The sequence below is a fragment of the Halomonas sp. THAF12 genome (genome assembly GCF_009363675.1).
In the GTDB taxonomy this organism is placed as follows: Bacteria; Pseudomonadota; Gammaproteobacteria; order Pseudomonadales; family Halomonadaceae; genus Halomonas; species Halomonas smyrnensis.
This window is the reverse complement of the sequence record NZ_CP045399.1, coordinates 3,595,394-3,608,487: the sequence shown is the minus strand read 5'-3', so window position 1 is coordinate 3,608,487 and position 13,094 is coordinate 3,595,394. Positions and strand designations below refer to the sequence as shown.

General features: G+C 68.7%; 14 protein-coding genes. 2 read left to right on the top strand and 12 right to left on the bottom strand.

The window, feature by feature from the left end; translation table 11 throughout:
• Nucleotides 1-61 precede the first annotated feature (61 nt).
• The 5 genes from FIU88_RS16780 to FIU88_RS16760 form a co-directional block, all read right to left on the bottom strand.
• The gene (locus tag FIU88_RS16780; protein ID WP_152480264.1) at nucleotides 62-505 is read right to left on the bottom strand and encodes a universal stress protein; all 444 of its coding nucleotides are present in this window, start codon (nucleotides 503-505) and stop codon (nucleotides 62-64) included.
• Between the two features lie 25 nt (nucleotides 506-530).
• The gene (locus FIU88_RS16775) at nucleotides 531-1,817 is read right to left on the bottom strand and encodes a TRAP transporter large permease (protein ID WP_026068539.1); all 1,287 of its coding nucleotides are present in this window, start codon (nucleotides 1,815-1,817) and stop codon (nucleotides 531-533) included.
• Between the two features lie 31 nt (nucleotides 1,818-1,848).
• Entirely contained in the window at nucleotides 1,849-2,427 is a 579-nt protein-coding gene (locus tag FIU88_RS16770) for a TRAP transporter small permease (protein ID WP_016855887.1), read from the bottom strand.
• Nucleotides 2,428-2,610: 183 nt separating this feature from the next.
• Nucleotides 2,611-3,633: a TRAP transporter substrate-binding protein DctP gene (gene dctP / locus FIU88_RS16765; RefSeq protein WP_152479944.1), complete on the bottom strand. Its 1,023-nt coding sequence runs from the start codon at nucleotides 3,631-3,633 to the stop codon at nucleotides 2,611-2,613.
• 112 nt (nucleotides 3,634-3,745) lie between these two features.
• On the bottom strand, nucleotides 3,746-4,261 hold the full coding sequence (locus FIU88_RS16760) for a TIGR02444 family protein (protein ID WP_016855885.1): 516 nt from the start codon (nucleotides 4,259-4,261) through the stop codon (nucleotides 3,746-3,748).
• Between the two features lie 50 nt (nucleotides 4,262-4,311).
• Here FIU88_RS16760 and FIU88_RS16755 point away from each other — a divergent pair, with 50 nt between their 5' ends.
• The gene (locus FIU88_RS16755; protein WP_152479943.1) at nucleotides 4,312-6,258 is read left to right on the top strand and encodes an ABC-F family ATP-binding cassette domain-containing protein; all 1,947 of its coding nucleotides are present in this window, start codon (nucleotides 4,312-4,314) and stop codon (nucleotides 6,256-6,258) included.
• A 9-nt stretch (nucleotides 6,259-6,267) separates the two neighbouring features.
• Here FIU88_RS16755 and dtd read toward each other — a convergent pair whose 3' ends face one another.
• The 4 genes from dtd to thiD all read right to left on the bottom strand — a co-directional run bounded on the left by dtd (nucleotide 6,268) and on the right by thiD (nucleotide 9,263).
• Nucleotides 6,268-6,705: a D-aminoacyl-tRNA deacylase gene (gene dtd / locus FIU88_RS16750; protein ID WP_152479942.1), complete on the bottom strand. Its 438-nt coding sequence runs from the start codon at nucleotides 6,703-6,705 to the stop codon at nucleotides 6,268-6,270.
• Nucleotides 6,706-6,769: 64 nt separating this feature from the next.
• Nucleotides 6,770-7,348: a chalcone isomerase family protein gene (locus FIU88_RS16745; RefSeq protein WP_152479941.1), complete on the bottom strand. Its 579-nt coding sequence runs from the start codon at nucleotides 7,346-7,348 to the stop codon at nucleotides 6,770-6,772.
• 148 nt (nucleotides 7,349-7,496) lie between these two features.
• Nucleotides 7,497-8,342, bottom strand: coding sequence for a universal stress protein (locus FIU88_RS16740; RefSeq protein ID WP_152479940.1), 846 nt, complete (start codon nucleotides 8,340-8,342; stop codon nucleotides 7,497-7,499).
• Nucleotides 8,343-8,441: 99 nt separating this feature from the next.
• Nucleotides 8,442-9,263 carry a bifunctional hydroxymethylpyrimidine kinase/phosphomethylpyrimidine kinase gene (gene thiD / locus FIU88_RS16735; protein WP_152479939.1) on the bottom strand — a complete coding sequence of 274 codons (822 nt, stop codon included), beginning with the start codon at nucleotides 9,261-9,263 and terminating at the stop codon, nucleotides 8,442-8,444.
• Between the two features lie 62 nt (nucleotides 9,264-9,325).
• Here thiD and FIU88_RS16730 point away from each other — a divergent pair, with 62 nt between their 5' ends.
• Nucleotides 9,326-9,757, top strand: a complete 432-nt coding sequence (locus FIU88_RS16730; protein ID WP_152479938.1) for a YqaA family protein — start codon at nucleotides 9,326-9,328, stop codon at nucleotides 9,755-9,757.
• A gap of 64 nt (nucleotides 9,758-9,821) precedes the next feature.
• Here the strand turns inward: FIU88_RS16730 and FIU88_RS16725 are convergent, their stop codons facing one another.
• From FIU88_RS16725 to FIU88_RS16715, 3 genes are all read right to left on the bottom strand, one after another.
• Nucleotides 9,822-10,928, bottom strand: coding sequence for a TRAP transporter substrate-binding protein (locus FIU88_RS16725; protein ID WP_152479937.1), 1,107 nt, complete (start codon nucleotides 10,926-10,928; stop codon nucleotides 9,822-9,824).
• Between the two features lie 179 nt (nucleotides 10,929-11,107).
• Nucleotides 11,108-12,511: a TRAP transporter large permease subunit gene (locus tag FIU88_RS16720; RefSeq protein ID WP_016855877.1), complete on the bottom strand. Its 1,404-nt coding sequence runs from the start codon at nucleotides 12,509-12,511 to the stop codon at nucleotides 11,108-11,110.
• Nucleotides 12,511-13,071 carry a TRAP transporter small permease subunit gene (locus FIU88_RS16715; protein ID WP_152479936.1) on the bottom strand — a complete coding sequence of 187 codons (561 nt, stop codon included), beginning with the start codon at nucleotides 13,069-13,071 and terminating at the stop codon, nucleotides 12,511-12,513. Before FIU88_RS16715 ends, FIU88_RS16720 begins: the two co-directional genes overlap by 1 nt.
• Nucleotides 13,072-13,094: the final 23 nt, after the last annotated feature.

Here is a 13,094-nt window from a genome sequence, read left to right as displayed (position 1 = left end):
CGGTTCCGCACCCGTCGCTACGGCGCGCGGACCGACCCGGCACAGGGGAGTCTTGGCGGTGTCAGACGACCAGCGTCGGGCAGTGCGCGGAGCCCGCCACCCGCTGCGACACGCTGCCCAGCAGCAGGCCCTTGTCGCCGTTGGTGCCCTGGGCACCGATCACGATCAGGTCGCAGTCGCGCTTGCGGGCGAAGCGCACGATGGTGCGCGAGGGGCGCCCGCCCTTGACGAAGGCGCGCACCCGATCGGCGGGCACGCCGAGCTCGGCGGCATGGGCCTTGGCCTGCACGGCGATCTCGGTGGCGTATTCCTTGAGGGCATCGTCGGGGATGTCGAGCCGTTCGGGCCGGATCATGGACAGCGAGGCCTCGAGCAGGCTGTGATGCTTGAACACGCACAGGATGTAGAGTTCGGCACCGGTGAGCCGCTGCAGCGCGACCGCCTTGTCCAGCGCCTTGATGGCGCCCTTGGAGCCGTCCACCGGTACCATGATCCGTTTGAACATCATGAGCTCTCCTCTTCAATCCCGATCAGTCGCTGAAGGCCAGGTCGCGCAGGAACAGGGCGATCTGCGGGAAGATGATCAGCAGGGCGGCAGCGAGGATCAGCAGGAACACGAACGGCGGCGTGCCCTTGATCACGTCCAGATAGGGCCGCTTGAAGATCGCGATGGCGGTGAAGATATCGCAGCCGAAGGGCGGCGTCGCCGAGCCGATGGCCACCTGCAGGGTGATCAGGATGCCGACCAGCACCGGGTCCAGGCCGGTGGCCTCGATGGCGGGCGCGAAGATCGGCGTCAGCACCAGGATCACCACGATGGGGTCGACGAACATGCAGGCCACGAAGAAGGCCACACAGATCGCGATCAGCACCCCGGTGGGGCCGGCCTCGTTGATGCCCACCGCCTCGAGGATGGTCTGAGGAATCTGGGCGAAGGAGATGATCCAGGAGAAGCCGTTGCCGACGGCGACCAGGATGAACACCACGGCGGTGATCAGGCCGGTGGACTTGGCGATGGCGTAGATGTCGTTGATCTTCAGCGAGCGGAAGATCACGAACTCGAGCAGGATGGCGTACAGCACGCAGGCCGCGGCGGCCTCGGTGGGGCTGAAGATGCCGCCGTAGATGCCGCCGACGATGATCACCGGGAAGCCCAGCGGCCACAGCGCCATGCGTACCGCGCCGAGCCGCTCGCCCCAGCTCGCCTTGGGCTCGGTGGGCACCTTGCGGATCACGGCGTAGGCCACGCAGTAGGCGGAGAACATGGCGAGAATCAGCAGGCCGGGCCCGATGCCGGCGATGAACAGCTCGCCGATGGAGGTGCCGGAGATGACCCCGTAGATGATCATGCCGATACTGGGCGGGATCAGGAAGGCGATGTCGCTGGAGTTGATGATCAGCGCCAGGGTGAAGGAGTCCGAGTAGCCGGCCTTGAGCATGCGCGGGCGCAGCGGCGAGCCCACCGCCACCACCGTGGCCTGGGTCGAGCCGGAGACCGCGCCGAACAGGGTGCAGGAGGCGGCGGTGCTGACCGCCAGGCCGCCCTTCACGTGGCCGATGAAGGACATCACCATGTTGATCAGCCGTTCCGCCGACTGCCCCCGCGTCATGATGTCGGCGGCGAGGATGAACATCGGCACCGCGATCAGCGAGGCCGGCCGGATGCCCGCCATCATCTGCTGGATCAGCGTCTCCATCTGGCCCAGGCCGTTGAACATCATGAAGAAGCCGATCACCGCCGCGGTGATCAGCGGAATCATCATCGGAAAGCCCAGCAGCAGCAGGGCGATCATGGTCACCACCATAATGGTCGTCATTTTGCGTTCCCCCGGGTCGTGCCCATCATCGTCAGACTTCCGTTTCCGTATCCTTGTAGCCGTCGAGCACCGAGGTCGACAGGTAGACGTCGCGCGACGTCAGGTTCTTGATGGCGGTGAGCAGGTACTGGATGCCGGTGATCAGAAAGCCCAGCGGCACCCAGATGTAGATCAGATAGATGGGGAAGCCGAGCGCCGGCAGGATGCGTCCCTTGTCGTACAGGTCGAGGATGTAGAGCACCGAGAAGTAGAGCAGGAAGAACATCACCAGCGAGGTGAACAGCGAGATCACGATCATCAGCGCCCGTCGTCCGCCCACCGGCAGGGCATCGTAGATCGCCGACATGCGGATGTGGCGGCCGTGGCGTGCCGCATAGCCGATGCCGGCGAAGGTGATCATGATGATCAGGATGCGGTTGATCTCGCCGGAGAAGAAGATGCTCTCGCCGAACGCGAAGCGGCCGATGACGTTGGCGATGGTGTTGGCGGCCATCAGCAGCACGCCGAGGGCCAGGATCACCGCCTCGACCCTGCTGATGAAGGTGTCGATGACGCCGAGAAAGCCCGGCAGTCCGGAGCGATAGCGTTTTTCGGAATCTTCGTCGGTCATGGGCGTATTTCCCTGGAATCGTGGCGAACGGCATGACGCGAGAGCGACGTCCCTGTCGAGCAGCGTAACGGCTGGAGGCCATGCCGGGAGCCTCGCGGATCAACGTTGGGTGAACGTTGCCCGGACGGAAACAAAACGGGGGCAGCCAGGCTGCCCCCCGTCGTACCGATCAGGTGATCGCGATCACTCTTCGGCTTGTTGCACGGCCTCGAGGTCGGCCTTGAACTGGTCGAGCAGCGCGGCGCCGTCGTCGCCGGTCATTTCGAGGAAGGCTTCCTCGACCTGGGGGGCGCGCTCCTTGAAGGCCGCGATCTGCTCGTCGTCCAGACGGGTCACGGTGCACTCGTCGCAGGCTTCCATGATCTTGTCGAGCGAGTCCTCGGCGAGGCCCTTGATGTGCTCGATGGTGTGGTCATAGGCCGCGTCGGTGGCGTCCTGCACCAGCTGCTGGTCCTCGTCGGACAGGCCTTCGTAGAAGTCCTGGTTGGCCATCATGGCGGTGGTGAACCAGCCGTGGCTGGTGAAGGTCAGGTTCGGGGACACCTCGTAGAGGCCGCCGGACTCGATCCAGAAGATCGGGTTCTCCTGGCCGTCGATGATGCCGGTCTGCAGGCCGCCGTAGACCTCGCCCCAGGGCAGCGGGGTCGGGGTGGCGCCGAAGGCGTTGTAGGTCTCGGCCAGCAGCGGGTTGGTCATCACCCGGATCTTCTTGTTGTCGAAGTCCTCCGGCGAGGTGATCGGCTCGTCGGCGGTGACCACCATTTCCCCCTCGGGGAACATCTGCAGCAGCTTCAGGCCGTGCTCGGCGTAGAGCTCGGGGAACATCTCGTTGATGGCCTTGCTCTCGTCGAAGAACTCGAGCACGGTGTCCATGTCGGTCGGCATCAGATACGGGATGAAGAAGATCTGGGCCGCCGGGATCAGGGCGCCGGTGAAGCCGGGCGACTGGTCGACGAACTGCAGGATGCCGTTCTGGGTCTGCTCCATGATGTCGTCGGACTCGCCGAGCTCACCGAAGCGATAGACCTGAACGTTGTGGTCGGAGTTCTCTTCCACGTAGCGCTTGAATTCCTGGGCGAAGACGTCCTGTACGTCGCCCTCGTATTCCTCGTGGGCATAGCGCCAGTTATCCGAGTAGGCGGCCGTCGACATGCCCAGCATCAGGGCGCCGATACCCGCGGTGGCCAGCAGCTTGTGTGACTTCATTGATATGCTTCCTCTGCAGATTCAGTCAGCGACGCGACCAGCAGGATCACGGTGAATTCGCTAACGAAAGAACGTTTTGTTTTTGCAGTGTTTATTCAGGCTAGTGGGGCGATCATTGAGGGTCAAGTTGGTCATTCAACCTTTCCAGCGCCGTCCGATGAGACGCTTTTGTCAGCCTGGCGTGAAAAGGTAGTGCATCCTTCAGGCCGTCGGCGGAGGTGAGAGAACGATGCGTGACATCGCCGCGGCGGCTGTGCGCCTCGAGCCGGGCCAGGGCCTCGCGCTCGGCGTCGAGCTCGGCGGCCTTGAGCCGCTGGCGCAGCGCGGCGACGCTCTCGCGCTCGGCGGCCTCGGCCTTGAGCGACCGCCGCAGCCGGCGCAGCGGCGCGGTCACCTCGGCCTGCCAGCGGGCCACCGAGTCGGGCATGGGGCCGGCGGCCAGGCCATGGTGGAACAGCCACAGCCGCCACAGCAGCTCGATCACCTCGAGGCCGGCGTCGTCCTGCAGGTGCAGGCAGGCCGCTTCCGCCCCGGGGCGGGCGTAGAGCGCCAGGGCGAAGTCCCATAGCGGATCGGCGGCGAGCCGGGCCCGCAGAGCGGCCGGCAATTCGGTAGAATCGGGCGTCATGATTCGGCTGTCGTCACGGCGGCGGCCCTATGCCTTCCTGTGGAGCCTTCATGATTGCACTGCGCCAAGTTTCCCTGCAACGCGGCACCCAAGCGCTGCTCGAGGACGCCGACCTGACCCTGCACGCCGGCCACAAGGCGGGCATCGTCGGGCCCAACGGCGCCGGCAAGTCGAGCCTGTTCGGCCTGTTGCGCGGCGAGTTCGCCCCCGATCGCGGCGAGCTCGAGATGAGCGGCGGCCAGCGCATCGCCCACATGGCCCAGGAGGTCGAGGCGCTGGAGCGCAGCATCCAGGACTACGTGCTCGACGGCGACCGGGCCCTGCGCGAGGCGGAAGCCGCGCTGGCCAGGGCCCAGGCCAGCGGCGACGCCCACCGCGAGGCCGAGCTGCACGGCACCATCGAGGCGCTGGACGGCTACAGCGCCCCGGCCCGCGCCGCCCAGCTGCTGGTCGGGCTCGGCTTCGACCAGGGCGACCTCGCGCGCCCGCTGTCGGACTTCTCCGGTGGCTGGCGGATGCGCGTCAACCTGGCGCGCACCCTGTTCATGCCCTCCGACCTGCTGCTGCTCGACGAGCCCACCAACCACCTGGATCTCGATGCCCTGCTGTGGCTCGAGCAGTGGCTGACCCGCTATCCGGGCACCCTGCTGCTGATCTCCCACGACCGCGACTTCCTCGATGCCGTGTGCGATCACATCGTGCACTTCGATCGCCGCTCGCTGGTGCTGTACCGCGGCAACTACTCCACCTTCGAGCGCACCCGGGCCGAGAAGCTGGCCCTGCAGCAGGCCGAGGCGGCCAAGCAGCAGGCGCGCAAGGAGGAGATCGAGCGCTTCGTGGCCCGCTTCCGCTACAAGGCCACCAAGGCCCGCCAGGCCCAGAGCCGGCTGAAGATGCTCGAGCGCATGGGCGAGATCGCCGTGGCCCACGTCGATTCGCCCTTCCACTTCACGCTGCCGTCCGCCGACCGCACCTCGCATCCGCTGCTGGTGCTGGACGAGGCGCGGCTCGGCTATCGCGGCGAGGACGGCGATACCGTCCAGCTCGAGGGCGTCGACATGACCCTGCAGCCGGGCCAGCGCATCGGCCTGCTGGGCCCCAACGGCGCCGGCAAGTCGACGCTGATCAAGTCGCTGACCGGCGAGCTGGCGCTGCTCGGCGGGCGCCGGGTGCCCGGCGAGCACCTGGCCATCGGCTACTTCGCCCAGCATCAGCTCGAGGGGCTCGACCTCGCGGCCACGCCCTTCATCCACGTGCAGCGGCTGTCGCCGCGGGCCGCCGACCTGGACATCCGCAACTTCCTGGGCGGCTTCGGCTTCAAGGGCGACGACGCCTTCGCCGAGGTGCGGCGCTTCTCCGGCGGCGAGAAGGCGCGGCTGGCGCTGGCGCTGGTGGCCTGGCAGAAGCCCAACCTGCTGCTGCTCGACGAGCCGACCAACCACCTGGACCTGGAGATGCGCGAGGCGCTCACCGAGGCGCTGGCGAGCTTCGAGGGCACGGTGATCGTGGTCTCCCACGACCGCCACCTGCTGCGCGCCACCGTGGACGAGTTCTGGCGGGTCGCCGACCACCGGGTCACGCCCTTCGACGGCGACCTCGACGACTATCGCGCCTGGCTCAAGACGCGGCTCGAGAACGAGCGCCGCGAGGCCCGGGCCCAGAAGGTCGAGCGCCAGGAGGCCGCCGAGGCGCCGAAGGAGGATCGCAAGGCCGCGCGCCGCGCCGCCGCCGAGCTGCGCGAGAAGCTGCGCCCGCTCAAGCGCGAGCGCGACCGCGCCGAGCGCGAGATGGAGAAGGTGCAGGCCTCGCTCGGCAGGGTGGAGGATGCCCTGGGCGACGCCGAGCTCTACACCGACGAGGCGCGCAAGGAGGAGCTCTCCAAGCGGCTCGCCGAGCAGGCCGAGCTGGCGTCGCGGCTCGGCGAGCTGGAGCAGGCCTGGCTGGCCGCGGAGGAATCGCTGGAGGCGATGGAAGCGGAGCTGCGCGAGGCGACCTGAGGCGCCGGCTCAGCCCTCGAGCAGGAAGGTCACCGGGCCGTCGTTGACCAGCGCCACCTGCATGTCGGCGCCGAACTCGCCGGTGGCGACCCGCGGCCAGGCGGCCCGGGCGCGCTCGACCAGGGCATCGAACAGCCGCTGGCCCTCGGCGGGCGGCGCGGCGCTGGAGAAGCTGGGACGCAGCCCCTTGCGGGTGTCGGCGGCCAGGGTGAACTGCGACACCAGCAGCAGGCCGCCCTCGGCCTGCTGCAGGTTGAGGTTCATCTTGCCGTCCCGGTCGGAGAACACCCGGTAGTGCAGCAGCTTGTGCAGCAGCCGCTCGACGCTCTGCTCGTCGTCTTCCTGCTCGACGCCGATCAGCGCCAGCAGGCCGTGGTCGATGGCGCCGGTCTCGCGGTCGTCGACGGTGACGCTGGCGTGGCGAACGCGCTGGATCAGGGCTTTCATGGCACTTTCCCTCTCTTCCCGCCCTCGGCGGCTGGCAAAAGCCGGCAGCCTAGCACGCCCGCGTTCAGCGCCCCAGCAGGTCGTCCCGGAAGCCGTCGCCCAGCGGCGCCTCGCCGAGCCAGATGCCGAACAGGGCATCGGCCAGCGCCGGCTCGGGTCGTGCATAGAGCGACTCGCCGTTCAGCGCCAGGCTCAGGGTCTCGCCGTCCCAGGTCAGGGCATAGCGGTCGCCCGGCGAGACATCGCGGTAGCGGGCGTTGAAGGCCGACAGCGCCGGCTCGAGCGAGCGGAAGTCGGCCGCACCGAGCTGGTCGCGCAGGGTATCGCGGGTGACCTCGGCGAAGTCGCCGGCCTCGATGGCGTGGAAGTACTCGAGCTCCAGGCGCCGCGGCACGTTGGCCGACTGGGGCGCGGGCCGCGGAAAGCCCTCGGCCTGGTAGTAGGCGCCGGCGTAGGCGTCCCAGATCATGTAGCGGAACAGCCCGTGGCCGATCATCCGGAAGGGACGACCGTCGACCCGCTGGACGGTGTCGAAGCGGGCGTTCTTGACCACGACCTCCGCGCCGGCGGGCATGGCGGCGAGGCCCGTGGCCAGCGCCAGGGCAAGCATCAGCGCGGCGAAGGGCAGGCGCAGCATCGGCATGACGGCATCCTCCTGATGGGAATCTCCTATGCAGACACTATTTTATTGTAATGGTTCTGTACAGCTTTGCGCTGGCCTTGCGCGGAGGCCGCCCTCGGTCACGGCCCGCCTGAAAGGTCGGCGCGCGCAGGCACTCCTCGGGGATGGCCTACCAGCTGCGGCACAGCATGATGTCACAGTGCGGCTCGGCCAGGAGCCGCTCGGTGATCTGCCCGTGGCGGCCGAGCTGGCCGCGGCTGCCCAGCGCCAGCAGCTGGGGCGGCTGGCGGCGCAGGCGGGTCATCAGGACCTCCAGCGGGTCGCCCTGCTCGAGCTCCAGCTCCACCTCGGGCACGCGCTCGAGCTCGCTCATCAGCTGCTCGGTCTCCTGCTCCAGGTGGCGGCGCAGCGTGGCGACCTCGCGGTCACGCCAGCGGGCGTAGTCGCTCGACGAGCCCAGCTCCCGCTCGCCGGGGATGTTCCAGGCGTGCAGCAGGGTCAGCCGGCTCTCGGGGAAGCGCTTGAGGGTCTCGCGCAGGGTGCGGCGGCAGGTCAGCGAGAAGTCCACCGGCACCAGGATGTCCTGCCACGGCTGGGTGGCGGGATGGCTCACCGAGAGCACCGGACAGGGCGCGCCGCGCAGCACCCGCGCCAGGGTGGTGCCGGTGACCAGGTCCGGCTGGCCGCGCTTGCGGTGGGCGCCGAGGATGATCATGTCGGCCTCGCGCTCGTGGGCCTCGCGGATGATCTCGGCGTAGGGCGCGCCGGCCACGGTTTGGATCAGGCTGGCCGGCTCGTCGAGGGCGTAGTCCTCGCGGAGGTCGGTGAGGGTGGCGGCGATGTCGGCCACCACCGCCTCCTCCAGATCGTGCAGGACCCGGCGGGGCAGGTAGGGGTCGAGCACGTGGACGATGTCGAGCCGGGCGCCGGACTCGTTCGCCAGCCGGATGGCCCGGGCGAAGGCGGCGCGGTTCTCGGCGGAGAGATCGCAGGCGAACAGCAGGGTGCGGGACATGGCACAACCCTCGTACGGCCGGAAGATGGCCGTTTCAGGATGGGCGCCCCCCGCGGCCCCTGCAAGGTGGGTTTTCCGGTACCGCCCGCTCGGGCGTCGTCACCACAGGGCGTGGAAGTGGTGCACCGGCCCGCGGCCCTGGCCCACCGCCAGCTGCGGGCTGGCGTCGAGGGCGGCATGCAGCCAGCGCTTGGCCTCGCCGATGGCGTTGACGATGGCCTCGCCGTCGGCCCCCGGCGGCAGGTGGGCGAGATGCGCGGCGATGGCCGAGGACAGCGCGCAGCCGGTGCCGTGCAGGTTCTCGGTGGCGATGCGCGGCGCCGGCAGCCACTGGCTGCGCTCGGGCGTGGCCAGCAGGTCGGGGCAGGTCTCGCCGCTCAGGTGGCCGCCCTTGAGCAGCACGTAGGGCGCCTCCAGGGCCTGCAGGGCGGGCAGCATGGCCTCCATGGCGTCCGGGCTGCGCGGCGTTTCGGCGTCGAGCAGCACCGCGGCCTCGGGCAGGTTGGGCGTGATGACATCGGCCAGCGGCACCAGCACGTCGCGCACCGCGGCGATGCCGGCGGCGTCGACCAGGATATCGCCGCTCTTGGCCACCATCACCGGGTCGAGTACGATCCAGCGCGGCCGGCGGCGGCCGAGCACCTCGGCCAGCGTCTCGGCCACGGCGCGGTCGGCGACCATGCCGATCTTCACCGCGTCGATGCGCACGTCGTCGAGCAGGTTCTCGAGCTGCTCGCCGATCACCGGTGCCGGCACCGGGTGAACGGCGGCCACGCCCCGGGTGTTCTGGGCGATCACCGCGGTGATCACGTTGGTGGCATAGGTGCCCAGCGCCGAGAGCGTCTTGAGGTCGCCCTGCAGGCCTGCGCCTCCGGAAGGGTCGGAGCCGGCGATGGTGAGAGTATGAGGAATGGAGGACATCGTGTGTCGTCTCGTGGCGTGAATCCGGCGCCTAGCATACGCCAGCGGCCGGGCAGGCGGCCATGCTGAGCCTGTTCCTTGTTGCCCTGGCCAGCGCCACCCTGCTGCCGGGCGGCTCCGAGGCGTGGCTGGCCCGGCAGTGGTGCCAGGGCGGGGCGCTGCCGGCGCTGTGGGCGGCGGCCACCGCGGGCAACGTGCTGGGCAGCCTGATCAACGTGGCGCTGGGCCGCTATGCCCGGCACTTTCAGGATCGCCGCTGGTTTCCGGCCTCGCCGCGAGGCCTGGCACGGGCGGAGCGCGGCTACCGGCGCTTCGGCGAGGCCAGCCTGCTGCTCTCGTGGGCCCCGGTGATCGGCGATCCGCTGACCGTGCTGGCGGGCATCTTCCGGCTGCCCTGGTGGCGGGCCACGCTGTGGATCCTGGTCGCCAAGGGCGGGCGCTACGCGCTGGTGCTGGCGCTGGCCGAGGCCTGGCTGGCGCCCTACTGCGGATAGGCGGGCCCCTGCAAACGCAACAGGGCCGCCCGGAGGCGGCCCTGTTGACGGTTGACCCGTGGTCTTACTCGGCGTCGCCGGTGGTGTCGCCTTCCGGGTTGCGGGCGTTGTAGTAGGCCTGCTCGGAGATGGCGTGGTAGTTCTCCACCTTCTCCTGGAAGGCGCGGTAGGACTCGTGGATCTTGCCGGCCATCTCGCTGGACTCGGCCAGCTCGGCGACCACGTCCTCGGAGTGCGCCTTGGCCTGGGCCAGCACGTCGTCCGGCAGGCGACGCAGCTCGACGTCGTGCTCGTTGATCAGCGTCTCCAGGGCGTCGTTGTTGCGGGCGGTGTACTCGTCGAGCACGTCGGCGTTCACGTCGCGGATGGCGGTGCGCAGGATCGCCTGGAGGTCGTCCGGCAACTCGGCAAGAGCCTCGTCGTTGACGATCGCCTCGAACATCACGGTCGGTTCGTGCCAGCCCGGATAGTAGTAGTAGTCCGCGGCCTGGTGGAGGCCGAAGGCCAGGTCGTTGTAGGGGCCGATCCACTCGGTGGCATCGATGGCGCCGGACTGCAGCGAGGTGAAGATCTCGCCGCCGGGCATGTTGACGATGGCCACGCCCATGCGGTTCATGACCTCGCCGCCGAGGCCCGGCATGCGCATCTTCAGGCCGTCCAGGTCGTCGACCGAGTTGATCTCCTCGTTGTACCAGCCGCCCATCTGCACGCCGGAGGCACCGGCGGCCATGACGTCGACCCCGAACGGCTCGTAGAGCTCGTTCCACAGCTCCAGGCCGCCGCCGTAGTGCAGCCAGGCGTTCATCTCCTGGGCGTTCATGCCGAACGGCACGGCGGCGAAGAACTGGGCCGCCGGGGCCTTGCCCTTCCAGTAGTAGGAGGCGGAGTGGCCCAGCTCGGCGGTGCCCTCGGACACGGCGTCGAAGACCTCGAAGCCGGGCACCAGCTGGCCGGCGCCGAACACCTCGATGGTCAGCCGGCCGTCGGACATCTGGTCGACCAGCTCGGCGAGGCGCTCGGGGCCCTGGCCGACGCCGGGGAAGTTCTTCGGCCAGGAGGTCACCATCTTCCACTCGAAGGTGTCCTGGGCCTGGGCCTGGGCCCCGACGAGCAGCAGGCCGGTGGCGGCAGCGGCGAGGGTAATCGCGTTGGCGAGTGACGTGCGTTGCATGCTTGCTCCCTAGATCTGTTATGGCGTTGTTGAACCGGGGGTTCCGGCAGGCCAGGGCTTGCATCAGGCTCGGCCGGGCCGAGCCGTCGTGGGAAGGACGATGAGTCGCTTCCGACACTGTAGCCGTCGGCGCCCGCGTCTCGTCCACGGGGCGCCAACGCTGCGCTGGGCCGGCGCCGCTAGAACTGCTGCGGCAGCCAGGTGGCCAGCTGCGGGAAGAACGACAGCGCGATCAGCATCGCCAGCTGCAGGACGATGAACGGTATCACGCCGCGGTAGATGGCCGAGGTCGGCACCGACTCCGGGGCCACCCCGCGCAGGTAGAACAGCGCGAAGCCGAAGGGCGGCGTCAGGAACGAGGTCTGCAGGTTGATGGCGATCATGATGCCCAGCCACACCGGATCGAGGCCCATGGCCAGCAGGATCGGGCCGACGATCGGCACCACCACGAAGGTGATCTCGATGAAGTCGAGGATGAAGCCGAGCAGGAAGATCACCAGCATCACGATGAGGGTGGCGCCGACCACGCCGCCGGGCATGCTCTCGAACAGGTGGGTGACCAGTTCCTCGCCGCCGTAGGCGCGGAACACCAGCGAGAACAGCGCTGCGCCGATCAGGATCAGGAACACCATGGTGGTGACGTCCACGGTGGAGCGCAGCACCTCCTTGAGGGTGGCCATGTCCAGGCGGCGATAGGCCAGGGCCAGCATCAGCGCGCCGAAGGCGCCGACCGCGGAGGCCTCGGTGGGGGTGGCGAAACCGCCGAGGATCGAGCCCAGCACCACCACGATCAGCACGATCGGCGGCACCAGCCCCTTGAGCAGCAGCAGGCCGAGGCCGCCCTCGTGGCCGAGCTCATCCATCAGGTCGCGGCGATCCACGGCCGGTGCGGAGGCGGGCTTGATCCAGGCGGTCACGGCGACGTAGGCGATATACAGCCCCACCAGGATCAGGCCGGGCACCAGCGCGCCCATGAACAGGTCGCCCACCGAGACGGTCTTGGGGCTGAAGATGCCCATCGACAGCTGGGCCTGCTGATAGGCGGAGGACAGCACGTCGCCCAGCAGCACCAGGGCGATGGAGGGCGGGATGATCTGGCCCAGGGTGCCGGTGGCGCAGATGGTGCCGGTGGCCAGCGGCATGCTGTAGCCGCGCTTGAGCATGGTCGGCAGCGACATCAGGCCCATGGTGACCACGGTGGCGCCGACGATGCCGGTGGAGGCGGCCAGCAGCATGCCGACCACGGTGACCGAGATGCCGAGGCCGCCGCGCAGCGAGCCGAACAGCAGCGCCATGGCCTCGAGCAGCGTCTCCGCGACCCGGGATTTCTCCAGCAGCACCCCCATCAACACGAACAGCGGCACCGCGAGCAGCGTCTGGTTGCTCATGATGCCGTAGAGGCGGTTGGGGAAGGCGGCCAGGTAGCCGCCGTCGAAATTGGCATCGACGCCCAGCGCCTCGAGGCCGAAGCCCAGGCCGGCGAAGGCCAGGGCGGTGCCGGCCAGCGACAGGGCGACCGGATAGCCGAACATCAGGACGGTGCAGATCACGGCGAACAGCACCAGCGGCATGAACTCCAGCATCACAGGTGCTCCTCGTGGTGGTCGGGGACGTCGGCCTCGGGATCGATGCGGCCGGTCAGGATCAGCAGGTTACGCGAGGCTTCGACCACGCCCTGCAGGATCATCAGCCCGGCGAACACCGGGATCAGCGTCTTGAGCAGGAAGACGCCGGGAATGCCGCCGGTGTCCGGAGAGGTCTCGAGGATCGCCCAGGACTTGCCGACATAGCCCAGGCTGGACAGGATCACGAAGAGCATGAAGGGCAGCAGCAGCAGCAGCGTGCCCAGCAGGTCGACCAGCGCCTTGCGCTTCGCCGTCATGGCCCGATAGAAGATGTCCACCCGCACGTGGCCGCCGTGGCGCAGGGTGTAGCCGGCGGCCAGCATGAATACCGTGGCGTGCATGTACATCACCGATTCCTGCATGGGGATGCTGTTGATGCTGAAGGCATAGCGCAGCACCACGATCAGGAACTGGATCAGCATCATCAGCAGGATCAGCCAGGACAGGCTGCGGCCGAGCCACTCGGAGAAGCGGTCGAGCCGGGCCAGGAGGCTCGGTAGCTCGTGGGTGGGAGGCATGGGCGATCGCTCGAGGTTGCAAG

What these genes read in the sequence shown, in the direction of transcription:
- FIU88_RS16780 (WP_152480264.1), bottom strand. Translation starts at nt 505, where the DNA reads ATGTTCAAACGGATCATGGTACCGGTGGACGGCTCCAAGGGCGCCATC.
- FIU88_RS16775 (WP_026068539.1), bottom strand. Translation starts at nt 1,817, where the DNA reads ATGACGACCATTATGGTGGTGACCATGATCGCCCTGCTGCTGCTGGGC.
- FIU88_RS16770 (WP_016855887.1), bottom strand. Translation starts at nt 2,427, where the DNA reads ATGACCGACGAAGATTCCGAAAAACGCTATCGCTCCGGACTGCCGGGC.
- dctP (WP_152479944.1), bottom strand. Translation starts at nt 3,633, where the DNA reads ATGAAGTCACACAAGCTGCTGGCCACCGCGGGTATCGGCGCCCTGATG.
- FIU88_RS16760 (WP_016855885.1), bottom strand. Translation starts at nt 4,261, where the DNA reads ATGACGCCCGATTCTACCGAATTGCCGGCCGCTCTGCGGGCCCGGCTC.
- FIU88_RS16755 (WP_152479943.1), top strand. Translation starts at nt 4,312, where the DNA reads ATGATTGCACTGCGCCAAGTTTCCCTGCAACGCGGCACCCAAGCGCTG.
- dtd (WP_152479942.1), bottom strand. Translation starts at nt 6,705, where the DNA reads ATGAAAGCCCTGATCCAGCGCGTTCGCCACGCCAGCGTCACCGTCGAC.
- FIU88_RS16745 (WP_152479941.1), bottom strand. Translation starts at nt 7,348, where the DNA reads ATGCCGATGCTGCGCCTGCCCTTCGCCGCGCTGATGCTTGCCCTGGCG.
- FIU88_RS16740 (WP_152479940.1), bottom strand. Translation starts at nt 8,342, where the DNA reads ATGTCCCGCACCCTGCTGTTCGCCTGCGATCTCTCCGCCGAGAACCGC.
- thiD (WP_152479939.1), bottom strand. Translation starts at nt 9,263, where the DNA reads ATGTCCTCCATTCCTCATACTCTCACCATCGCCGGCTCCGACCCTTCC.
- FIU88_RS16730 (WP_152479938.1), top strand. Translation starts at nt 9,326, where the DNA reads ATGCTGAGCCTGTTCCTTGTTGCCCTGGCCAGCGCCACCCTGCTGCCG.
- FIU88_RS16725 (WP_152479937.1), bottom strand. Translation starts at nt 10,928, where the DNA reads ATGCAACGCACGTCACTCGCCAACGCGATTACCCTCGCCGCTGCCGCC.
- FIU88_RS16720 (WP_016855877.1), bottom strand. Translation starts at nt 12,511, where the DNA reads ATGCTGGAGTTCATGCCGCTGGTGCTGTTCGCCGTGATCTGCACCGTC.
- FIU88_RS16715 (WP_152479936.1), bottom strand. Translation starts at nt 13,071, where the DNA reads ATGCCTCCCACCCACGAGCTACCGAGCCTCCTGGCCCGGCTCGACCGC.